Origin of the sequence: Brevibacillus porteri (assembly GCF_003013475.1) — a bacterium.
In the GTDB taxonomy this organism is placed as follows: Bacteria; Bacillota; Bacilli; order Brevibacillales; family Brevibacillaceae; genus Brevibacillus; species Brevibacillus porteri.
On the sequence record NZ_PXZO01000065.1, the window covers coordinates 53,190 to 73,913 of the forward strand.

The following is a 20,724-nucleotide window of genomic DNA, read 5'->3' on the forward strand; positions in this document are numbered from 1 at the left end:
TCTCCTATCCGCGGTTTATGCTTTTATTTGTTGTTGGACAAGTATCTTCAAAGCAGCGTGCTTGGATTCAGTCATCGCAAACAACTCGTCAAACCCAGAAGGAAGCGTCTTGTCAAGAACACGCAAGCCTTCCTCGGTAATGCCACCTTTGGTAGCCACACGTTCGATCAGCTGGTCGAAGCTAAGCTGTTCGTTTTTGAGCAAAAGAGCGGTTCCCAGCATCGTTTCCACCAGCATGCTTCTCGCCGTATCCAGGTCTAGCTCTGGTGTTTTGCGAACGGCTGCCTGCGCGAACGAATCAAGAATCCCTGCGATCAGTCCAGGTGCGCTGCTGGTGAGGATCGTCGCTGTTTCAATCTCGACCTCGGATACTTCCTGTGATTGACTAATGGAAGACAGGAGAGTGAGAAGCTCATTGCGATCCTCTGCACTTGTTCGACGGCTGGATGTAAATAGAGATACACCATGCAACTCTTGCGAAGTAACGGTAGGAATTACCTTGCTTACGGCACCAGCATGGACGGTTTCCAAATCATCGATGCTAACACCTGCTGCCACAGAAACGATATGTACACTTTCAGGGATAGACAACTTTCGCAATACAGGCAGGATATCCAGTGGCTTTGTGCAGAGGAAGACCAGATTTGCTTGGTTGCACACCTCTTGCGCACTTTCGGCTATGAGAATACCATGTGATGCCTGCAGATGTTCAGCCTTTTCTCTTGTTCGATTGAAGACGGTGATATGCTCGGGCTGGATCACACCGCTTTTACAGAGCGATTTCACCAGCATTTGTCCCATACTGCCTAATCCAATGATTCCAATTCGCATGTGCAAAACCCCCCGCCTAATTGTAACGTAGCCTTATGAAAAAAGGTACAGCCTCCCCTGTGAGGGAGCTGTACCTTTGCCGTTTCGTTAAACGGATTAGTCGTCAGAGCTACGGAAAATCATGATGTATTTCGCCAACTCCAGAACAGAGATCAGAGCGGCAGCTACGTACGTCAGAGCGGCTGCGCCCAGTACTTTGCTTGCGCCACGCTCTTCTTCATTGCGGATGAAGCCCATTTTGAGCATCAGATCTTTCGCACGGCTACTTGCGTTAAACTCGACAGGTAGTGTGACGAGCTGGAAGGCAACCGCTCCGGAGAAGAAGATAATCCCGATGAGCAAAAGTCCAGCCATTTTAAAGAAGAAACCAGCCAACAGCAGCAATGGCGCTACACCGGACACCAGGTTGACTACCGGGAAAATGCGATGGCGTGCTACCAGCATCGGGTACGAGACCTTGTGTTGAATCGCATGGCCGACCTCGTGACAAGCAACGGACAGAGAGGCAATCGAGTTGCCGAAGTATACAGGATCAGACAGGCGTACGACACGATCAGTCGGGTCGTAGTGGTCAGTCAATGTACCTGGGATATGTTGAACAGGAACGTTCGTCAAGCCGTTCGCATCAAGCATGCGGCGGGCGGCCTCTGCACCGGTAAGACCGGAGGAGGTAGGAACTTCGGCGAATTTGTTAAAAGTTCCTTTCACACGAAACTGTGCCCAGAGCGACAGTCCGAATGCAATCAGAATCAGGAAATCCATAGGATGGAAAAACATTCCACACTCACTCCTCGCTGTAATCTATGAAAACGAAATGTTGCTAAGCCATACGTGTAACCTTACTACTTCATTCTGTCCCATATTCATGTATACGAATAAGTCCTATGACAGTTTCACTATTTTATTGTACAATCTCTGACCATTATTGACAATGTTGCCACATGCGAAAAAACAAGACACATTCCTCGTCATCATGATGGGGAATGTGTCTGTTTTCTTGATTATCTGTCGTGATTTTGAGTTTTGTGATGCTCGGTTTTTCGCGGGTTTTGAAAGCCGGTCACTTCGAGCATTTTACTGCTCATTTTGGAATCCAACGTCTTTTCAGGAGCCTGCGGATATGATTTTTCACCTTTGGACACCGAAATATCCTCCTCGAAAACATAATCGCGAACAGGCTTATTATTTCCTTGGACGGATGCGAAAGGACGTGGGAATGGTTTACAGCTGAGAAAAGGCGCGGTCTACAGCTGCGATGGTGAATTGAATGTCTTCTTTTGTATGAGCTGTGGTCACGAACCAAGCTTCATATTTAGATGGTGCCAGACATACACCTTCATTCAGCATCAGCTGGAAGAAGCGGGCAAAAATTTCTCCATTCGCTTTCTGAGCTGCATCATAATCATGAACAGGCTCGTCCGTAAAGTAAACAGCCAATGCCCCTTTTACACGATTGAGCTGGATGGTTACGCCGTGTTTGTTGGCTGCCTCGGTGATTCCGTTCGCAAGCATGGAGCCCAGTCGTTCGAATTCATCGTACACGCCCGGCTGCTTCAATACTTCCAGGCAGGCGATTCCCGCACGGATGGAAGCAGGATTACCAGCCATTGTTCCTGCTTGATACGCAGGTCCGAGTGGGGCGACTTGTTCCATGATTTCCCGACGACCGCCATAAGCACCGATTGGCAGACCGCCACCGATAATTTTGCCCAATGCAGTCAGATCAGGCTCGACTCCGAGGAGGTTTTGTGCTCCGCCGTAGCAGAAGCGGAAGGCCGTAATCACTTCATCGTAGACGACAAGTGCGCCTGCTTCATGCGTGATGCGGTTAACCTCTTCCAAGAAGCCAGGCTCAGGTGCCACGATACCGAAGTTGCCGACAATCGGCTCCACGAGGACGCAAGCCGTTTCGCTGCCCCATTTGTTCATAGCTTCTGCAAATGCTTGGACATTATTAAAAGGTACCGTAATGACTTCGCTGGCGATGCTTTGTGGAATACCCGCACTGTCTGGAATCCCCAAGGTTGATGGTCCAGAGCCAGCTGCAACCAGCACCAAATCAGAGTGACCGTGGTAGCAGCCTGCGAATTTGATGATTTTGACACGTCCGGTATAGGCACGTGCTACACGAATGCAGGTCATGACTGCTTCTGTACCGGAGTTGTTAAAACGAATGCGCTCCATCGAAGGGATTGCTTCGCGGATCATGTTTGCGAAGGTAATTTCCCATGGAGTAGGAGTACCGTACAGGGTTCCGTTGGCAGCTGCTTCGCAAATCGCTTCGGTCACATGTGGATGTGCATGGCCAGTAATGATGGGGCCATATGCTGCTAAGTAGTCAATATATCGATTGCCGTCCACGTCCCAGAAATACGCGCCCTGGGCACGTTTCATCGTTACGGGTGCTCCCCCGCCTACAGCCTTGAAAGAGCGGGAAGGGCTGTTTACCCCGCCTAGAATGACGTCGAGTGCTTCCTCGTGCAGTTGCGCGGATCGTTCACGTTTCATGCATATTCCCTCTTTTCTTTTGAAACTACCTCTTTTGGAAAAAGTCCTTCATTATCTTACCACAGCTGTTCAACAACTGGATATGAACGGAGAGCTATAGATGAAGGAAAGGAAAAATGATACAATTTTCAAGCAAATCACTCCATGGGTAAAGGCGGGGTCATCATGAAACTTGAGAGCATCTCCATGAAAGGAAGCGGCAAAAGCAATGAGGACGCCTATGTGATTCAGCAGGTCAAGCATGTGTATGCGGTTATCGACGGCATTACGTCGCTGATTCCGTATGAGAACGCAGCAGGACAGACAGGCGGAGCTATCGCGGCTGAGCTCGTAAAAAAGCAGCTGGAAGCAATGCCGGAGGATGCAGCTTTGCACGATTATTTGGAGACGATAAACTTAGCCCTTCAGGAGCAGATGCGGCAAAGCGGCATTGATCTTGAGAAAAAGGAAGCATTGTGGGGAGCGGCCTGTGCAGTCGTCCGTGTAGGAGATGCCCATATCGAGTACGCGCAGTTGGGAGATTGCATGATATTTGCCGTTTATGATGATGACACGGTACGACCCCTGACGCATACGCAAGTCAGCCATTTGGAACAGGCAGCCTTGGCGAAGTGGGAAGAAGGAATCAAAGAAGGATTGTGTACGCGAACAGAGCTGTACGAACGATGTATGGACATCCTGATCCATAACCGCTATCAGGCGAATGGACCAGGAGGCTACGGAGTGTTGAATGGTGATGCAGCCTGTCGGGATTTTATAGAGTATGGCCGCATGAATCGAGTTGGCGTGAAGGCATTGGTGCTGGCAACGGATGGTCTTTTCATGCCGAGAGCTTTAGGTGGAGCACAGCCGAAGTGGGAAGAGACGGTGCTGCCGATCGTACATAAAGGGCTGCAACGTTATACAGACGAGCTCATCTCTCTGGAAAACAACGATCCCGAGTGCATCCGCTATATCCGCTTCAAAAAGTCAGACGACAAAACGGGAATGATCCTTTCTCTTCATTAACAGTTTGGTGCAGTTTGCCTTTTGCACAATTCGATTGACTCATATACACTACAAATGGTATTTAAGCGAAGAAAAAAGGACGGTTTTCCATGATTCAGGTAAATCATTTACAAAAGGATTTCCGCATCCATCAGTCCAGACCGGGCCTTGGTGGTGCTTTTCGTGATTTGTTCAGTCGGGAGTACAAGACGGTAAAAGCGGTGGATGACCTTTCCTTTACAGTAAAGGAAGGGGAAATGTTCGCGCTGATTGGGGAAAATGGTGCCGGAAAATCGACCACGATCAAGATGCTGACCGGAATCTTGACCCCGAGCGACGGCGAAATCGTCATTAACGGCTATGTGCCTTTCAAGCAGCGGGAAGACTACGTTCGTTCCATCGGAGTTGTTTTCGGGCAGCGCTCTCAGCTTTGGTGGGACCTTTCTCCGCTAGAGTCCTTCCGTCTGTTGAAGAGTGTTTATAAGGTAGACGAGGCAGAAGGAGAAAAGTGGCTGGAGCGTTTGATTGAGGAGCTGGAGATTTCTCCGTTCGTCAGTCAGCCAGTGCGCAAACTAAGTCTCGGCCAGCGGATGCGCTGTGAAGTGGCTGCTTCGTTGATTCATAAGCCGCGCCTGCTATTTCTCGATGAACCGACAGTTGGGCTCGATGTGCTTGTTAAGCAAAAAATCCGTGAGTTTCTCCGTAATCTGAACGAGACGGAAAATATGACGATCTTGTTGACGACTCACGATGTGTCGGACATCGAAGCACTCTGTAAACGCGTGCTTGTCATGGACAAAGGGAAGCTGATCTTCGATGGCTTGCTGAATGACCTCAAGGAAAAATGGGGTAATGGCACAGAGGTGTCCTTCCAAATGAAAAAACGCACTTCAGCAGCCGCAATCCGTCAAGCATTGGGAGAGATGCCTTGTGAGATCGAGCAAATCAATGATTTTACCCTCAATGTAAAAGTAGCGAGAAGTCAGGAAATGCTACCCTTTGTTTTGTCGACGGTCATGTCATCCTTTGAAGTCAGCGACGTGAAAATCGAGGAGACGAGCACAGAGGATATCGTTCGCAACATTTATTCCTCAGACCAAGAGGTAGCCAGCCATGCGTAAGCTTTATATGGAACTTATCCGCATGAGGTTTTTGACGATGCTTGCCTATCGTGTGAATTATTACAGCGGGATCATTATCTACGCGATCAACATCGGTGCGTACTACTTTTTATGGGGAGCGATCTACGGAGGACAGCAGCAGCTGGGCGGGCTTACGGTGGAACAGATGACTTCCTACGTTGCGATTGCTTGGATGTCGCGGGCGTTTTATTTTAACAACATCGATACAGAAATAGCCCAGGACGTCCGAGAAGGCAAGGTCGCGATCGAAATGATACGCCCTTATAATTACTTGTCCGTGAAAACGGCGCAGGCGTTTGGGGAAGGGATCTTTCGCTTTTTCTTTTTCGCGGGTCCAGGGATCTTTCTTATCAGCCTGATCATTCCGTTCAGCTTCCCGGCGACAGTGACTGGATGGGGACTGTATTTGATCAGCTTGATGTGTGCGTTTTTGATCAATACACAAATCAACCTGGTGACAGGCTTGCTGACTTTCTTCCTGTTCCGAAACGATGGTATGATGCGAGCCAAGCGGGTCGTAGTGGATCTGTTGTCTGGTCTCGTGCTTCCGATCAGCTTTTTCCCGGGCTGGGCGCAAACGGTAATGGGTTACCTTCCATTTCAGGCAGTTAACTACTATCCGAGCTTGATTTTCACAGGTGCGATTACTACGGAACGTTCCTGGGAATTGATCGGTTTTCAGGTCATCTGGATGTTTGTCATACTGGTTCCCATCTTGGTGATGTGGCGTTTTGCCCGCAACAAGCTGGTTGTGCAAGGAGGGTAGAGCATGCAAAACATGAGACATATTTTCAGTATTTTTGCCGACTACCTGAGCCAGTACTTCAAGACGAGACTTGCCTATCGAACAGATTTTATCGGTGATTTTGTGTCCAATCTAGTTTCTGAGCTGATCAATCTCATCTTTATTATTGTCGTGTTCACGCATGTTCCTTTGATGGGGGATTGGACGCGTGATGAGATTATCTTTATCTATGGTTTCTTTTTGGTTCCGTACGCGTTGTTCTCGATGTTCTTCGGCTTTTGGGACTTCAACGAACGGTATATCATTCGGGGCGAGATGGATCGCATCCTGACGAGACCGATTCACAATCTGGCACAGGTATGCCTCGAGTCGATTGCGCCAGACCGCATTTTTGGAGTCATAACCGGGATCATCATCATGGGGTATGCTGCCATTCAACTCGATTTGTCGTTTTACTGGTACGACGTGTTCATCTTTATCGGGCTCTCAATCAGCGGGGCACTGATTTACGGTGGCGTGTATACTGCAATTGCTGCGGTTAGCTTCTTTTCTGACTCGAGGACAGGGATTGCCCCGATGATCTACAACATCCAGCAATATGGGCGCTATCCGGTAGACGTGTACAACAAAGCTATTCGCTTTGTGCTCACCTACGTGCTGCCGTTTGCCTTCGTGGGTGTTTATCCGGCAGCTTACTTTTTGCGCAAGGAAGTTTGGTACACGTATGCCGCAATGACTCCGGTAGTGGCTATCATCTTTTTCGGGATCGGACTGATCATCTGGAACTGGGGAGTTACGAAATATCGGGGAGCGGGTTCTTGATTATTTATCATTCGACCTCGCTGTGGTAATATTGGATGTAACGAGATCTACAAGCATAAAGTAAAAAAGACCGTTCCGGCGGCAACCGGAACGGTCGGTACAATAGGAGCTTCCCACATAGGGGTGCGGCTCAAATCTGGGTGTGAAATAGACCGCTGAGGTGCGAACTCAAGGGCGGTCTATTTCTTTTTGGTCAAGGTAACAACCAAGCCGATTAAAGCGACCAGGAACAACCCAAACTGGAAAAGCAGTCCGAGTGTTTCATTCGTTACCACAGGCCTCACCCCCTTTCAAATGGGGATGAGCCGCGACCACCCTTGAGGAGCCGATTCTATTGTACAAGCGAATGATAGCATGAAAATGCTCTCTAGTTAGCAAGTGTCTTTTTTTATTCGTTATTCGCACTAAACTCATCGGAAAAATAAACAAAAAGTGTCGAGCTGGCAGTTTCCTCTATTGTCAAATCAAAAAACAGCAGTATAATATGCTGTATACAACTACACATTCCTTCGGGGCAGGGTGAAATTCCCGACCGGCGGTGATCATGCTTTGTGCATGTTAAGCCCGCGAGCCTCCCGAGCTGCAAATAGCGACGGAGTGCAGGATCTGGTGTGATTCCAGAGCCGACAGTACAGTCTGGATGGGAGAAGGATGACGACAGTACGTTTATCACACGTGCTTGTTTGCCTGTGCAAACGGGACGGGAACGTAGAGGCCAGCCCTCTTGTTTCTTGTACCTTTTATTTGCGCACGGTTTTGTCATACGCTTGCAAATGCCCTGTGGAACTTATAGCCACAGGGTTTATTCTGTTTGTGTAACAAAACGTGTGAGCCTACAACGACTGTTGCCATTCCTCAAGAAGGAGTAGAAAAATGAGGAGATGGTAAACATGAAAGAAACAGCGCTGCATTCTTCGCGTACACGTGCAACCCAAAAGCTGGTGACGATTCCCATGCTGGCGGCCGTTGCATTTATTCTGCAGTATCTCGAGGTTCCTGTTCCGCTGATGCCAAGCTTTTTGAAGCTGGACTTCAGTACACTCCCGGCATTGATCGGGGGACTCATGTACGGACCTGTAGCTGGCGTTATTATCGAGGTACTAAAAAATACATTGCACATGCTCTTCAAAAATACAGACGGTCTGTTGATCGGTGAGCTCGCAAACGTCGTAGCAGGATCAAGCTTTATTTTTGCGGCTGTCTACATGCAGCGTCTCGGCCAAGGCAAAAAAGGCTTCCTGACTGGTCTTGCTCTGGGAACGCTGTTGATGACGATTGTCATGGCTGTGGCAAATGCATATGTACTGTTGCCTGCGTACGCTGTGCTTTATCAAATGCCGATTGAACAGCTTTTGACCATGTTCAATGCGACAAGTATCTGGTCCTTGGTTCTGTACGGAATCGTACCATTCAATCTCTTCAAAGGTGTTATGATTTCAGTGGTCGCGTATCCGATCTACGTGAAGCTCGGCTCCAGAATCGCTGCGCGTACCAACAATTGACAACCACGATGTGACTCGCTAATATGTTTAGTTAATAGATAGTCACAAAAGGCTATGAAAGGACCCGCAGCTATTCCCCGTGACAGAGAGTCGGCCCTAGTCTGGAAGGCTGATACGTAAAGGATAACTGCACCCCATCCTGAAGCCGCTGGTGAAGAGCTTAGCCGGATGCCCACCGTTATCGGGTTATCGAGAGGACTATGGCTATGCTGTAGTCAATCAGGGTGGTACCGCGGAAGTTAATCCTCCGTCCCTTTTTGGGATGGGGGATTTTTTGCATTTTACGTAAGATCAAAAAGGAGCGTAGACGGATGAAAGAGGACAAAGCGTTTGTAAAAGAAATTACACCGCAATCGGTGGATTTTTCGCGTTGGTACATCGATGCCATTAAAAAGGCGGATTTGATGGACTACACACCGGTACGCGGCTGCATCGTGTTCAAGCCGGATGGCTTTGAGCTCTGGGAGCGAATTCAAGAGGCGATGAATAAGCGCTTCAAAGAGACAGGACATCGCAATGCCTATTTCCCGATGCTGATACCCGAGTCCTTCTTTCAAAAAGAAAAAGAGCATATCGAGGGCTTCAATCCAGAGTTGCCTTGGGTAACAGAGGCTGGGGGCGAGCCGCTAGAGGAAAAGCTCGCGCTACGTCCAACCTCCGAAACGATCATCGGACATATGTACAGCCAATGGATTCAGAGCTACCGCGACCTGCCTGTATTAATCAACCAATGGGCAAACGTTTTTCGTTGGGAAAAGCGGACGATGCCGTTCTTGCGGACATCGGAATTTCTCTGGCAGGAAGGCCACACGGCACATGCGACAGAGGAGGAAGCTCGTCAGGAAACGATGCAAATGCTGGAGATTTACCGAGAGGTCGTCGAGCAGGAGCTGGCCATTCCGGTTTGGAAGGGACAAAAAACACCAAGTGAACGCTTTGCTGGTGCTGTCGACACGTATTCCATTGAAGCGATGATGAAGGATGGCAAAGCAGTGCAAGCGGGTACCTCGCACTATTTGGGCGATAAATTCGCGCGCGGCTTTGAAATCAAGTTTTTGGATCGTGACAATCAGTTCAAGTACGTTCACACCACATCATGGGGAACCTCTACGCGACTGATTGGTTCGATGATCATGGTTCATGGCGATGACCGTGGTCTAGTGTTGCCGCCTCGCATGGCTCCGACACAGGTTATTATGATCCCAGTCGGTCCGATGAAGCTGCGCGAGAAAGTCATGGAGGCGTTTGATCCACTCTTTGACGAGATCAAGGCCGCAGGAGTGCGTGTCCGTGCTGATCTTCGTGAAGAAACACCAGGCTGGAAGTTCAATGAGTGGGAAATGCGCGGGGTTCCTCTGCGTCTGGAGCTCGGCCCACGCGACGTGGAAAATGGTCAAGTCATTCTGGCTCGACGTGATACAGGGGAGAAGGTGACGGTTTCACTTGAAGGTATCGCGCAAACAGTTGTTCAACTGTTGGAAGAGATTCAGCAACATATGTTCCAAAAAGCACTAGCCTTCCGTGATGAGAACTCACATTTGGGGATCGATACACTGGAGCAACTGTCCGCTCATATTGCCAAAAGCGAGAGCGAAAACAAGCTGAGTGGATGGGTGTTAGCTGGCTGGTGTGGGGATGATGCTTGTGAATCGAAGATCAAAGAGGAAACCAAGTTCACCTCTCGCAACATCCCGTTTGAGCCTCCTGTACGAAAGACAGCCTGCATTTGCTGCCGTAGAGAGTCACAGCATAGCGTCTGGTTCGGACGGGCGTATTAATCAAAAAAAGGGTGTGTCCACGCTTCGGCGGCAGGGCACACCCTTTTTTCATCTAGCGTCTGAGTATCCAATCGGTAAAAGCGTGCACATCCGTAAAGTGGTAGTCAGGCTCGGGATCGAATTTTCCCGACTTTTGTGTAACCAAAAGCCAATCCACACCGACTGTTCGCAAACCAGCGGCTCGACCAGCTAACACGTCAGCATCACTGTCACCTACGAAAATGGTTTCTGCAGGCGTAGCACCTAGCTGTTGCATAGCGGTAAAAATACCTTCTGGATGAGGCTTTGGATGTGTGACCTCATCCCCTGTGATCACGACGGAAAAATACGAATCTAATCCCCATTCTCGAAGGGAGATGTCAGCGCTTTTCCGTCCTTTTCCTGTTACGATTCCCATTTGGATACCTGTCGAGTGAAGTTCGTCGAGCATGCTTCGGATATTGTCAGGGTTTTGTACGCGGGAGTGTTCATCTGTGTATACACGATAAAAATGAGCGAGGGCGTTGTCATGCGCATGTGGGGGAAGCTCGTTTTGCAAAATGCCTATCTCTGTGGGGCCAAAGAGAGCTACAATCTGCTCGTCAGTATAATGCTCTTGTAAAAACTGCTGAAAGGTAGAGCGAAAAGCGGTGAAGATCAAGGGGAGGGTATCGGCAACTGTGCCGTCGAAATCAAACAAGATCGTCCGCATTGGAGTCCTCCTTTGATTAGAAAATGAAAGAAAACCATCGTATCTGATGGTTTTCTTGGTGACTTACTCATTCGAATCATCAAAAGGGTCATCTGAATCATCTGTTGGGTCAGCTGGAGTCAACGGGAACAGGATGTCGAAAAACTTGAATTTTCGACGGCCAGATTCCTTTTTGAACCCTTTGTACTTTTGCAACAGCTCAGAGATGTCTTCCACAAATTGATTGCGTTCATCTTGACTCAAATAAAATTCAGTCAAATTAAAAGCGAACGTATTTTGGTATTCTTTCCGAACATCTTGGTCGCTTGCGACGAAGCGATTGAGAGTTCGCATGAGATCCTTTTCCGTAGTACGAAACGGAGTAAACATGACATCACTTAATTGTTGAGCGTTTTCTTCAATCATCAATTGGAGCTTGACCTGAATGACCTTGGCAACAGGCTCATAATATTTCTCCACAATAGAGCCTTTTACCCGGGTATCCACTTGCTCGAGCAGCCCAACACGCACGAGCTCCTTCACATGGTAATGTAGCCGTGCAGCATTTTCGCCTAGTTCTGTAGCGATTTGTTTGGCCGTTCTGGGCTCCAAATCTTCAAAGAGTTCCAAAATTTTAACCCGTTCCGCTATAGCAAGCGATTTTAGCGCTTCTGGATCTGTTACTTCAAAAAACTCTTTCATGCGAATTCACCATCCAACTGACTAGGCCAAATTTTATTTTTTTTTATTCTATCCTTTTCTGAATCAAAGCGCAACTTGTATGCGGATGAAGTGACTACTAGATTGTGGTAAAATGGGACCAGCGAAAACAGGATATTATCGAGAGGAGGGAAAAGTTTGACGGCAGTAGGACAAGCTGCACCTGCATTTACTTTGCAGGCGAGCGACAATCAGACCCTCTCACTTTCCCAATTTTATGGACAAAATGTAGTGCTTTATTTTTATCCGAAGGACCAAACGCCGACATGTACCACAGAAGCATGCGACTTTCGTGACTTCCATTCGGGCTTTGCTGAGCTGAATACAGTTGTTCTCGGAATCAGTCCGGATTCTGTGAAATCGCATGACAAATTTATCGCGAAGCACGAATTGCCTTTTCCACTTTTGGCAGATCCGGATCACCAAGTGGCAGAGGCTTATGGTGTGTGGGTATTGAAAAAAATGTACGGACGAGAGTATATGGGCATAGAACGCACGACGTTCGTCATCGACAAAGAAGGCAACATTGCAAAAGTATGGGCAAAAGTAAAGGTCAAAGGGCATGTACAGGAAGTGCTTCAATTTATTAAGGAAGAGCTTCAATCCTAACGTTTATTTCGCAACGGGCGAATGGAGGAACATACAATGAGTGTATCCACGGAATATGTTGTACAAAGCTTTTGCCAATTGGCGAACATCCCAAGTCCGTCTGGCAATACGGAAAAAGTAATGGCCTGGGTTGCACAAGAGCTAGAAAATCTTGGCGTTTCCTATAAACGGACAAACAAAGGGGCAATCGTTGCAACCGTAGCCGGGGCCAATAACGACAAAGCAAGACTCTTGACCGCTCACGTCGATACGCTGGGCGCGATGGTAAAAGAAATAAAGAGCAACGGACGTTTGAAGCTGACCTTGATCGGTGGCTTTGCATTCAATGCGATTGAAGGGGAGCACTGCGTTGTAGAGACTAGTAGCGGTCATCTTGTAACTGGTACGATTTTGTCTACCAAAGCTTCCGTGCATGTATACAGCTCAGAAGCGGGGAAAGCTGAGCGCAATGAGGCGAACATGGAAGTTCGGCTGGATGAGAAGGTTACAAACAAAGAGCAAGTACTTGCACTTGGGATTTCTGTCGGAGATTTCGTCTCCTTTGATCCGCGCGTGACGGTAACGGATAGCGGCTTCATCAAGTCCCGCCATATCGACGACAAAGCAAGCGTAGCTGTGCTGCTGGGGGTTCTAAAAGAACTGAGTGAATCCGGTGTGAAGCTGCCTTACACTACGCACTTTTTTATCAGCAATAATGAAGAGATCGGCTACGGCGGCAACTCCAGCATCCCTGCCAACGTGGTGGAGTATCTGGCTGTCGACATGGGCGCGATTGGGGATGGACAGACGACAGATGAGTATTGCGTGTCCATTTGTGCGAAGGATTCCACTGGACCGTACCACTACGGATTGCGCAGCCATTTGACCAAGCTCGCACAAGCAAACGGTCTGAACTACCAAGTGGACATTTATCCTTACTATGGTTCTGACGCGAGTGCTGCACTGAGAGCCGGATATGACGTTGTCCATGGTTTGATCGGACCGGGAGTAGATGCATCCCACTCCCATGAACGTACACATAAAGAAGCACTCGATAACACGGCAGAGCTCGTTATGGCCTACCTTCAATCAGAAGAAATGCAAGCATAGGAGGGCCAGATGAGCAATATGTATCAATGGGCTGACTACTATGATCTCACTCAACGCGGTGTTCCAGGTGATGTTGAGTTCTATCTAGAACAAGCCAAGCTGGCAGGGGGAAACGTGCTAGATCTCGCTTGCGGCACCGGAAGAATCAGCATTCCGATGGCGCAGGCTGGCATCGACGTTACCGGAATTGACCTATCCCAGGATATGCTGGCAAGGGCTCAGGTAAAAGCAGAGGAACAAGGTGTAACATCCGGCTTGAAGCTATTGCAGGGGGATATGCGCACCTTTGATCTGCAGGCGTCATTTTCGCTGATTATGATTCCTTTTCGATCGTTTTTGCACCTGTTGCATGTTCAAGAGCAAATGAAGGCATTGACGTGCATTCGCAAGCATCTGGCTCCAGGCGGGAAGTTCATCATGAACGTGTTTGTCCCCAAGATTCATCATTTTTACGAGGAAAATGAAAAAATGTCCTTGCGTGGCACGTATCCACTCCCGTCGGGGGAAGAGGTTGCGATGTGGGATTACACTCGTTATGACCATTTTCAGCAACTGTCCGAAGTGACACGCATATACGAGCGTACAGATGCACAGGGAGTTATAACGGAACGGGTGAGGGGCCGATTTACTCTCCGCTATATTTTCCCCGCGGAGCTCCATCATCTGCTTCGTTTAAACGGCTTGAAGGTCACACAACGATACGGTTCTTTTGCAAAGACACCTTTTGATGCGAATAGCTCAGAGTTGATTCTTGTCGCAGAAGCTTTGTAAATGGAACCTGTGGAGGGGATACGTAATGAAGATTTATACTAAGTCAGGGGATAAGGGCGAGACGTCACTGGTTGCAGGTGTCCGCGTGCCTAAGTTTGCGGACCGTGTAGAGGCATACGGTACGTGCGATGAAGCCAACTCGCAGATTGGATTGGCACTGGCTCTGTTGCCTGCGACAGAAGAATGGAAGGAATTGCAGGATGTCTTCCATGTCATTCAGACAAAGCTGTTCCATGTAGGGGCTGAGCTGGCGACGCCAGAAGGCAAAAAGGTAGGCTGGCCAATTGTAGAAGAGGACGTTACTTTTCTGGAAGAGCAAATTGACATGCTAGATGCAAAGTTGCCTCCGCTCACCAATTTTATATTGCCTGGCGGACATCCGGCTGCGGCAGCCTTCCATGTTTCGCGTACGGTCGTCAGACGTGCAGAGCGCAAAGCAGTCCATGTGGCACAGCAGGAGCAGGTAAACCCGTCCGTGGTCAAATACCTCAACCGCTTGTCTGATTATCTGTTCGTTGTGGCTCGTCATATTAATAAAGAAACAGATGCAGTTGAGAAAACGCTGCACGAATAGGCAAAAGCCCCCTGGGATCAAGCAGGGGGCTTCCCTTTTTTATTTGGTCCGCAGGTAAGTGGTGATTCCCGGGAGAAAGTCGATTTTCTCTGTGTGAAAAGTATCGTAGAGAAGCTTTCCGTCCTTACATGCGTTTCCTTCTAGCAGCATGGTGAGCTGCGTGTTGGTAATCGGGAAAAAGGGGAATCTCTCCATCATATTTACCACAGGCTTCATGAAAGCAAGGGGAATGTGAAATTTATTGACCTTCCGCTTTCCGATGGCCTCGCCAATCGTATCGAGGATTTGCCCGTAGGAGAGTGGTTCGGGCCCACCTGTTTCGTAGGTTTGATTGGTTGATTCGGGTCTGCTCAAGGCTTGGACGAATACATCGGCCACCGTCTTACGAGCAACTGGTTGCAAAGGGTAGGAGCCATCGCCAATGACCGGTGTGACAGGTAACCGAACCAGATCGGCGAGCATGTTCACGAATTCATCCCCTGGACCAAAAATGACTGATGGACGGAAAATGACGTACGGAATACCGCTTGCTTGAACAAGCTGCTCCGCTTCGTATTTGGTTCGGTGATAGGCGCTCGTGGCGTTTTCACGTGCACCCAGAGCACTCATATGGACAAAACGCTTGATTCCAGCTTGCTTGGCGGCCTCCAGTACATTTTTTGTGCCTTCTACATGGATACGAGAAAAGAGAATGCCTTTCCCCGGTTGTTCGCGAATAATTCCGACGAGGTGGATGACAGCATCGCAGCCTTGCATCGCTCTCATCAGTGATTCTTTATTAAATAGATCGCCAGTTGCTTCCGTTATATGCGCATTGGAAGTTTCGTTGTAGGAAAGCTTAGCTGTTGAACCAGCCCTGGTGAGGCAAACCGTCTCATATCCTTCTGCCTGCAAGCGCTCGAGTATACCCCTTCCAACAAACCCTGTGGCACCAGTCAGGAATACTTTCATGGAAAACCTCCTCCCGTTAAATCCTTCCAGTCTAATTGTACAACAGGTGCAGCTTGCGGTGCTATTGATCGCTGTGTTGACCAAGGCGGTATAATGTAGGGAAAAGGGGGATATATTTATGGCACAACGCAAAGTACCTGTGGCCGACATTTTGGATAATTTGCAGCAGCTTTATCCGGATGCGCACTGTGAGTTGAATTATACAACCCCGTTTGAACTTCTCATTGCGACCATTCTTTCTGCCCAATGTACAGATAAACGGGTGAATGAGATTACGGCACCCATGTTCCAGCAGCTAAACCAGCCGGAGCATTACCTTCATTTGACACAGGAAGAAATGGAAGAGCATATAAAAGGTCTCGGGTTGTATAAGAATAAGAGTAAAAACATTTTAGAGACCTGTAGAATCTTGTACGAAAAATACAATAGCGTAGTTCCACAAACGCATGCCGAGCTCGAAGCATTGCCAGGGGTAGGGAGAAAGACTGCAAATGTCGTTTTGTCTAATGCATTCGGAATTCCTGCGATCGCGGTGGATACGCATGTATTCCGCGTCGGAAACCGGTTAGGCCTTGCGAATAGCGACAATGTGGACGAAGTGGAGCGTCAGCTTATGAAACGCATTCCAAAAGAGAAGTGGACGGATGCGCATCATTGGTTAATCTGGCACGGCAGACGTGTATGTTCTTCGCGCAATCCACAGTGCGGCAGCTGTACAATCCAATCCATGTGTAAGTTTGCACAAGCGGAAGCCAAAAAATCCAAAAAACCCGCAACCAAAAAGCCCGCAAAAGCAAAGTGAAAAACTTGATTTTCCACTTCTTTCTTTTCAAATCGGATGAATGGATATTGACAGTTTTCGCCGACTAGACGTACACTTATTTATAGTAATTCTAATCAATGACATTAGAGAAGCTTGTTCTTTTGTCTTGCGAAAGACTGTGGGGTGTAACAAGATGGTACAACGTGTGGAGAAAGCTGTTGAAATCCTGAAGAATACCGGGGTTCGCATGACACCACAGCGCCATGCAATTTTGACCTATTTGCTGGAAACGATGACTCACCCGACGGCTGACGAAATATATAAAGCCCTTGAAGGCAAATTCCCGAATATGAGCGTTGCAACGATTTACAACAATCTGCGAGTCTTTAAAGATGCTGGATTGGTTACAGAGCTCACTTACGGGGATGCGTCCAGCCGATTCGATGCCAATGTGGAAGAAGATCATTATCACGCAATCTGTTCCACCTGTGGTGCAATCAGAGACTTCCACTTTCCGTATTTGCGGGATGCAGAAGTAGCTGCTTCCAAAGACATCGGCTTCAAAGTAACCGGGCATCGTATGGAAGTTTATGGCGTTTGTGATTCCTGTCAAAAGAATCCCCACTAAGAATGTATTGGATGGATGAGCACCTCCTGCTTGAATCGGATAATCCCGGTGATGCAGGGGGTGTTTGCTTTTGGAGGACATAACCCTTTCTGTCGATATCTGTAACCTTTTGGCTTCTCATACGTCTTCTTCTTGGTAGGAAGCTTGTCCGTGAATTACCAGAATACAAAAGGTTGTGAATGGAATGAACCAACGCTATGATCGAAATAATGAGTCAAATCATACAGCCCAAGTCAGAAGACAGGCTTATGTACCGGGAAGCAGGTGGAGATTATGAGCAGGGAGTCGGGTAGAACTCTGCGACCAAGACGAAGAAAACGAAGGGTTTTTCGCACGATGTTTTTGTTAAGTTTTCTCTTGTTGGCCATCTTCGGCAGCATTTACTGGTTTTTTGTGCTCCGTGCCTCAACTGAGCATGTGCAGCCGTATGATGGAGATAAAAATGTGATTGTATACGAAGGCTCGCGGAAAGAGTCCTCGTATATAGTGGAATCAGAGCAAATATTGCTGCCCTTTGATTTCATTAAAGAGAACATTGATCCAGCTATTTTTTGGGATGAGCCCACACATTCCGTTATTGTCACGACGAAGGATAAGGTGCTTCGGATGGAGAGCGGAGAAGTTGTCGCCTATCTGAACAAAAAACCTGTGGATTTACTCGTTCCGGTGAAAGAGGTCGACGGCACACGCTATGTACCGTTGGATCCTTTGGAAAAGCTGTATCCTTATTCTTTTGAGCGAAAAGCAGATACGGGTGTCCTGGTCGTCGAAAAAGAGGGCTACGAAATCCAGCAAGCGAAAGTGATCGCTGCCGAGGAAAAACAAGCAGTCCGTACTGGTGCTTCTCACCGAACTCCGATTGTAGCAGAGTTGTCTGCGGGTGAGGTTGTCGACGTTCTTGGCAAAAAGGAAAACTGGTATCGCGTTTTAACCGCCTCGGGAGTAGGAGGATTCATTTCAGAGAAAAGTATTGAGATGACGGATGTGCGCAAAGTCCAGCTGGAGCATTCGACTGCTACCGGACAACAACACGCTACTTGGAAGCCTGAGGGCAAGATCAACCTCGTATGGGAGCACGTCGTCAATAAAAATCCGGATGTTTCAAAAATTGGTGCACTACCAGGGGTAAATGTAGTTTCTCCTACTTGGTTTGAAATGAAGGATGCAGATGGAAATCTGTTGAACAGAGCCGATCCTGCGTACGTCAAATGGGCCCATAAGAGGGGCTACAAGGTTTGGGGTTTAGTTACAAACGGCTTTAATCCTGATTGGACGAAGTCCGTGCTCAGCAGCTATGACAAGCGAGATAAGTTAATTGCCCAACTCTTGTACTACGCTCATCTATACGATCTCGATGGCATCAACATCGATTTTGAGAACGTGTATTTAGAAGAGAAAGAGGAACTCGTTCAGTTTGTTCGGGAGCTGACGCCGTATCTCCATCAGCAAGGACTGACCGTTTCCATAGATGTGACGATCAAGTCAAACGCTAAGCAATGGTCCATGTTCCTGGATCGGAAAGCTTTGGCCGAGGTCGTCGATTATGTTGCGGTGATGACGTATGATGAGCATTGGGCAGCGAGTCCAAAAGCTGGTTCTGTCGCATCGTTGCCATGGGTGGAGCGAGGCTTGCAAGGAGTGTTGGAAGAGGTCCCTAACGAAAAACTGTTGCTGGGTGTACCTTTTTACACACGCTTGTGGACAGAAGCCAAGCAGGCTGATGGCACTGTGAAGGTTAGCTCCAAAGCTTATTCCATGACGAAAGCCCAGGAATGGATCAACGAACGCAAACTGACGCCAGTTATGGATGAAGCTTCCGGTCAACATTACGTGGAGTACAAAGACCCGAAGGATGGCAACGTCTATAAAATGTGGATAGAAGATGTAACTTCTATGAAGAAGCGTATGGAGATCGTCAATAAGTACGACTTGGCGGGTGCAGCTTCTTGGCGCCGTGGTTTTGAGGTGCCGGAGATATGGCAAGCAATTGACGAGACTCTGAAATAAAAGACAGACAGCTTTCACGAAAGAAAGCCACCTGCACCCCGAATGCTCGGGAAATAGCAGGTGGCTTTTTACGTATAGATGAAAGGAATCATATTATGTCTGGTTTTGTTGAGGATGTCCGTCTTCAATGCGTAAAGGTTGTCCACAAAACATACAGGCGTCTTCTTTACCCAACATCTTCGTGACTTTTTGGCATGAAGGGCATTGCACCTGTGGAGCCGAAGTGGAGACCATCCCGGAAATCATAAACAAGACTGTACTGCCCATTGTCAGAATGAACCCGATGATCAAAAGCAGCGTCATAAAAATGTAAGAGCCTTTTAAGAGGCTTCCAAGTAAAGGAATAAAGTCCAAATAACCTGCAAAAAATGCGTACCCTGTATACATCAGCAAAATGCCGATTACCATGCTCCAGTTGCCCCATGTGCGCATGCGTTTGATCTTGCTCAGGCGTTCTGTATTTTTCATGATCATTCCTCCTACCCTATAGTATAGCATACAAAGGATTTGTCTGTTGACAAGCAGGAAACGGACAAGACTTGTAGAATCCATAAGTTCAACCCAGGGGGCAGGGAGGAACAAGGCATGATTGTAAGGCAGACGTATCTGAAAAATCTCCAGCAGCGTTTGGATGTGCAAGCGGTGCTTGTCTTGAATGATTCGGATATGCTAGTCCCCTTTCGCGAGGGAATCTTTTATTTCGTCGTAGTAAATGAGCCCCATGCTGATGGTAAAATCCGTCGCATGCTTTTTCAGGAACAAGTAATCATCGAGCAGCAAATCAGCACGTGGCAGTTGGAGAAGGGAGTCATCTGTGGTTTGGATGAACGACTTGCCGAGATGCTTCGAAGGGCAGAAATCGTTTGGGACAAAGAGCATTATATGAAACAAATGAAGCTGCGCCTGGCTAGTTTGTCATCTTCTCTTCAGAAAAAACATATCTGTAAGGAGTATTCCCAAATCCTTCGTTTTTTTCACGAGACAAAAGAGTTTTTGCAGCAAGGCATGATGCTGGATGCGCATCACTCTGCCATTCAAACGATTCACTATTTGGCTCGTCTCATTGTATATGAAGCGGGAGATCATCCTCAGCCAGCATTATGGACGCAAGTCAAACAGATAGATCCTTCTATTTATAAGTTGTATGAGGAGCTATCTTTTAATGCAGAAGCATTGGAGAAGCGAATTGAACTACTTGTACTGGCAATTGAATTTTGGATCGCATCCAGAACAAAGGAATCTGTTCGATACCTGGTTGAGCTTATGGAGACGAAATCAGGGCCTTGGCGTTTGGAAGAGTTGATGAACCACCCGATGATTCAAGAGGCAGAGATTGAGATTCCTCTCGTGATAGATAAGATGCTTCAGCGCTTGTTGATCCAAGAGATCGTATGCAAAGAAGGGGGAAATGGCGACAGAGAAACAGGTTTTATTTTAATGGGATAAAAAATTTTCAATTAGTGTTGACTTCTATTTGTGATCCATGCTATATTAACAAACGTTGCTGCTGCGCTAACGCAGAGCGGCCGAGAAAAAAGTTTTAAAAAACACTTGATTTCACAAGTGGTTATGTGGTAAATTAAAAAAGTCGCCTCTGGGCGATGAGGAAAAAATGCTCTTTGAAAAC

Annotated in this window: 23 protein-coding genes and 1 riboswitch; of the genes, 14 read left to right on the forward strand and 9 right to left on the reverse strand. The window is 47.8% G+C overall.

What is annotated here, in order from left to right:
• Positions 1-15: 15 nt before the first annotated feature.
• The 4 genes from C7R92_RS28850 to C7R92_RS28860 form a co-directional block, all read right to left on the reverse strand.
• Positions 16-831: a pyrroline-5-carboxylate reductase family protein gene (locus C7R92_RS28850; protein WP_106836540.1), complete on the reverse strand. Its 816-nt coding sequence runs from the start codon at positions 829-831 to the stop codon at positions 16-18.
• A gap of 96 nt (positions 832-927) precedes the next feature.
• Positions 928-1,608: a zinc metallopeptidase gene (locus C7R92_RS28855; protein WP_047073720.1), complete on the reverse strand. Its 681-nt coding sequence runs from the start codon at positions 1,606-1,608 to the stop codon at positions 928-930.
• Positions 1,609-1,832: 224 nt separating this feature from the next.
• Complete coding sequence (locus C7R92_RS32485) at positions 1,833-1,973, reverse strand: hypothetical protein (RefSeq protein ID WP_007729817.1); 141 nt, start codon at positions 1,971-1,973, stop codon at positions 1,833-1,835.
• Positions 1,974-2,052: 79 nt separating this feature from the next.
• On the reverse strand, positions 2,053-3,339 hold the full coding sequence (locus C7R92_RS28860; RefSeq protein ID WP_106836541.1) for a glutamate-1-semialdehyde 2,1-aminomutase: 1,287 nt from the start codon (positions 3,337-3,339) through the stop codon (positions 2,053-2,055).
• Between the two features lie 165 nt (positions 3,340-3,504).
• Here C7R92_RS28860 and C7R92_RS28865 point away from each other — a divergent pair, with 165 nt between their 5' ends.
• The 4 genes from C7R92_RS28865 to C7R92_RS28880 all read left to right on the forward strand — a co-directional run bounded on the left by C7R92_RS28865 (position 3,505) and on the right by C7R92_RS28880 (position 7,035).
• Positions 3,505-4,347: a protein phosphatase 2C domain-containing protein gene (locus tag C7R92_RS28865; protein ID WP_244195860.1), complete on the forward strand. Its 843-nt coding sequence runs from the start codon at positions 3,505-3,507 to the stop codon at positions 4,345-4,347.
• An 89-nt stretch (positions 4,348-4,436) separates the two neighbouring features.
• The gene (locus C7R92_RS28870) at positions 4,437-5,447 is read left to right on the forward strand and encodes an ABC transporter ATP-binding protein (RefSeq protein WP_106836543.1); all 1,011 of its coding nucleotides are present in this window, start codon (positions 4,437-4,439) and stop codon (positions 5,445-5,447) included.
• A complete protein-coding gene (locus C7R92_RS28875; RefSeq protein ID WP_106836544.1) occupies positions 5,440-6,234 on the forward strand; it encodes an ABC transporter permease in 795 nt (264 codons plus the stop codon). The genes C7R92_RS28870 and C7R92_RS28875 overlap by 8 nt, the downstream gene beginning before the upstream one ends.
• A gap of 3 nt (positions 6,235-6,237) precedes the next feature.
• Positions 6,238-7,035 carry an ABC transporter permease gene (locus tag C7R92_RS28880; RefSeq protein WP_106836545.1) on the forward strand — a complete coding sequence of 266 codons (798 nt, stop codon included), beginning with the start codon at positions 6,238-6,240 and terminating at the stop codon, positions 7,033-7,035.
• Between the two features lie 179 nt (positions 7,036-7,214).
• On the opposite strand, the gene C7R92_RS33020 is transcribed toward C7R92_RS28880, so the two are convergent.
• Positions 7,215-7,310 (reverse strand): putative holin-like toxin, encoded by a 96-nt coding sequence (locus tag C7R92_RS33020; protein WP_012684786.1) that lies wholly within the window; start codon positions 7,308-7,310, stop codon positions 7,215-7,217.
• Positions 7,311-7,536: 226 nt separating this feature from the next.
• Positions 7,537-7,691: riboswitch (FMN riboswitch) on the forward strand.
• A gap of 234 nt (positions 7,692-7,925) precedes the next feature.
• On the opposite strand from C7R92_RS33020, the gene C7R92_RS28885 reads away from it, so the two are divergent.
• Positions 7,926-8,537, forward strand: a complete 612-nt coding sequence (locus C7R92_RS28885; RefSeq protein ID WP_017250168.1) for an ECF transporter S component — start codon at positions 7,926-7,928, stop codon at positions 8,535-8,537.
• A gap of 311 nt (positions 8,538-8,848) precedes the next feature.
• The gene (gene proS, locus C7R92_RS28890) at positions 8,849-10,315 is read left to right on the forward strand and encodes a proline--tRNA ligase (protein ID WP_106836546.1); all 1,467 of its coding nucleotides are present in this window, start codon (positions 8,849-8,851) and stop codon (positions 10,313-10,315) included.
• A 52-nt stretch (positions 10,316-10,367) separates the two neighbouring features.
• Here proS and C7R92_RS28895 read toward each other — a convergent pair whose 3' ends face one another.
• Both C7R92_RS28895 and C7R92_RS28900 read right to left on the reverse strand, forming a co-directional pair.
• Positions 10,368-11,006: an HAD family hydrolase gene (locus C7R92_RS28895; protein ID WP_106836547.1), complete on the reverse strand. Its 639-nt coding sequence runs from the start codon at positions 11,004-11,006 to the stop codon at positions 10,368-10,370.
• Between the two features lie 63 nt (positions 11,007-11,069).
• Entirely contained in the window at positions 11,070-11,687 is a 618-nt protein-coding gene (locus C7R92_RS28900) for a winged helix-turn-helix domain-containing protein (protein ID WP_069846634.1), read from the reverse strand.
• Between the two features lie 156 nt (positions 11,688-11,843).
• Between C7R92_RS28900 and bcp the strand changes: the two genes are divergently transcribed.
• The 4 genes from bcp to C7R92_RS28920 are packed head-to-tail and all read left to right on the forward strand — an operon-like array spanning position 11,844 to position 14,748.
• Complete coding sequence (bcp, locus tag C7R92_RS28905; protein ID WP_069846632.1) at positions 11,844-12,314, forward strand: thioredoxin-dependent thiol peroxidase; 471 nt, start codon at positions 11,844-11,846, stop codon at positions 12,312-12,314.
• A 36-nt stretch (positions 12,315-12,350) separates the two neighbouring features.
• Positions 12,351-13,403 carry a M42 family metallopeptidase gene (locus tag C7R92_RS28910; protein WP_106836548.1) on the forward strand — a complete coding sequence of 351 codons (1,053 nt, stop codon included), beginning with the start codon at positions 12,351-12,353 and terminating at the stop codon, positions 13,401-13,403.
• A gap of 9 nt (positions 13,404-13,412) precedes the next feature.
• On the forward strand, positions 13,413-14,174 hold the full coding sequence (locus tag C7R92_RS28915) for a class I SAM-dependent methyltransferase (RefSeq protein ID WP_106836549.1): 762 nt from the start codon (positions 13,413-13,415) through the stop codon (positions 14,172-14,174).
• A gap of 25 nt (positions 14,175-14,199) precedes the next feature.
• Positions 14,200-14,748 carry a cob(I)yrinic acid a,c-diamide adenosyltransferase gene (locus tag C7R92_RS28920; RefSeq protein ID WP_106836550.1) on the forward strand — a complete coding sequence of 183 codons (549 nt, stop codon included), beginning with the start codon at positions 14,200-14,202 and terminating at the stop codon, positions 14,746-14,748.
• 39 nt (positions 14,749-14,787) lie between these two features.
• Here C7R92_RS28920 and C7R92_RS28925 read toward each other — a convergent pair whose 3' ends face one another.
• Entirely contained in the window at positions 14,788-15,699 is a 912-nt protein-coding gene (locus C7R92_RS28925) for an SDR family oxidoreductase (RefSeq protein WP_069846625.1), read from the reverse strand.
• 118 nt (positions 15,700-15,817) lie between these two features.
• Between C7R92_RS28925 and nth the strand changes: the two genes are divergently transcribed.
• The 3 genes from nth (at position 15,818) to C7R92_RS28940 (ending at position 19,097) form a co-directional block, all read left to right on the forward strand.
• Positions 15,818-16,501 carry an endonuclease III gene (gene nth, locus C7R92_RS28930; RefSeq protein WP_017250177.1) on the forward strand — a complete coding sequence of 228 codons (684 nt, stop codon included), beginning with the start codon at positions 15,818-15,820 and terminating at the stop codon, positions 16,499-16,501.
• A gap of 154 nt (positions 16,502-16,655) precedes the next feature.
• Positions 16,656-17,090: a peroxide-responsive transcriptional repressor PerR gene (gene perR, locus C7R92_RS28935; protein ID WP_017250178.1), complete on the forward strand. Its 435-nt coding sequence runs from the start codon at positions 16,656-16,658 to the stop codon at positions 17,088-17,090.
• 273 nt (positions 17,091-17,363) lie between these two features.
• Positions 17,364-19,097 carry a glycosyl hydrolase family 18 protein gene (locus tag C7R92_RS28940; RefSeq protein WP_106836551.1) on the forward strand — a complete coding sequence of 578 codons (1,734 nt, stop codon included), beginning with the start codon at positions 17,364-17,366 and terminating at the stop codon, positions 19,095-19,097.
• A gap of 93 nt (positions 19,098-19,190) precedes the next feature.
• Here the strand turns inward: C7R92_RS28940 and C7R92_RS28945 are convergent, their stop codons facing one another.
• Positions 19,191-19,565, reverse strand: a complete 375-nt coding sequence (locus C7R92_RS28945; RefSeq protein WP_007728760.1) for a YgzB family protein — start codon at positions 19,563-19,565, stop codon at positions 19,191-19,193.
• Positions 19,566-19,682: 117 nt separating this feature from the next.
• Between C7R92_RS28945 and C7R92_RS28950 the strand changes: the two genes are divergently transcribed.
• Positions 19,683-20,543 (forward strand): nucleotidyltransferase-like protein, encoded by an 861-nt coding sequence (locus C7R92_RS28950; RefSeq protein WP_106836552.1) that lies wholly within the window; start codon positions 19,683-19,685, stop codon positions 20,541-20,543.
• The last annotated feature ends 181 nt before the right edge of the window (positions 20,544-20,724 follow it).

Coding starts and splice junctions, on each gene's coding strand:
- C7R92_RS28875 (WP_106836544.1), top strand. CDS start 5,440: ATGCGTAAGCTTTATATGGAACTTATCCGCATGAGGTTTTTGACGATG.
- C7R92_RS28870 (WP_106836543.1), top strand. CDS start 4,437: ATGATTCAGGTAAATCATTTACAAAAGGATTTCCGCATCCATCAGTCC.
- C7R92_RS28880 (WP_106836545.1), top strand. CDS start 6,238: ATGCAAAACATGAGACATATTTTCAGTATTTTTGCCGACTACCTGAGC.
- C7R92_RS28855 (WP_047073720.1), bottom strand. CDS start 1,608: ATGTTTTTCCATCCTATGGATTTCCTGATTCTGATTGCATTCGGACTG.
- C7R92_RS28915 (WP_106836549.1), top strand. CDS start 13,413: ATGAGCAATATGTATCAATGGGCTGACTACTATGATCTCACTCAACGC.
- perR (WP_017250178.1), top strand. CDS start 16,656: ATGGTACAACGTGTGGAGAAAGCTGTTGAAATCCTGAAGAATACCGGG.
- C7R92_RS28920 (WP_106836550.1), top strand. CDS start 14,200: ATGAAGATTTATACTAAGTCAGGGGATAAGGGCGAGACGTCACTGGTT.
- C7R92_RS28860 (WP_106836541.1), bottom strand. CDS start 3,339: ATGAAACGTGAACGATCCGCGCAACTGCACGAGGAAGCACTCGACGTC.
- C7R92_RS28865 (WP_244195860.1), top strand. CDS start 3,505: ATGAAACTTGAGAGCATCTCCATGAAAGGAAGCGGCAAAAGCAATGAG.
- proS (WP_106836546.1), top strand. CDS start 8,849: ATGAAAGAGGACAAAGCGTTTGTAAAAGAAATTACACCGCAATCGGTG.
- C7R92_RS28895 (WP_106836547.1), bottom strand. CDS start 11,006: ATGCGGACGATCTTGTTTGATTTCGACGGCACAGTTGCCGATACCCTC.
- C7R92_RS28940 (WP_106836551.1), top strand. CDS start 17,364: ATGAGCAGGGAGTCGGGTAGAACTCTGCGACCAAGACGAAGAAAACGA.
- C7R92_RS28885 (WP_017250168.1), top strand. CDS start 7,926: ATGAAAGAAACAGCGCTGCATTCTTCGCGTACACGTGCAACCCAAAAG.
- C7R92_RS28850 (WP_106836540.1), bottom strand. CDS start 831: ATGCGAATTGGAATCATTGGATTAGGCAGTATGGGACAAATGCTGGTG.
- C7R92_RS28925 (WP_069846625.1), bottom strand. CDS start 15,699: ATGAAAGTATTCCTGACTGGTGCCACAGGGTTTGTTGGAAGGGGTATA.
- C7R92_RS28900 (WP_069846634.1), bottom strand. CDS start 11,687: ATGAAAGAGTTTTTTGAAGTAACAGATCCAGAAGCGCTAAAATCGCTT.
- C7R92_RS28950 (WP_106836552.1), top strand. CDS start 19,683: ATGATTGTAAGGCAGACGTATCTGAAAAATCTCCAGCAGCGTTTGGAT.
- C7R92_RS28945 (WP_007728760.1), bottom strand. CDS start 19,565: ATGAAAAATACAGAACGCCTGAGCAAGATCAAACGCATGCGCACATGG.
- nth (WP_017250177.1), top strand. CDS start 15,818: ATGGCACAACGCAAAGTACCTGTGGCCGACATTTTGGATAATTTGCAG.
- C7R92_RS28910 (WP_106836548.1), top strand. CDS start 12,351: ATGAGTGTATCCACGGAATATGTTGTACAAAGCTTTTGCCAATTGGCG.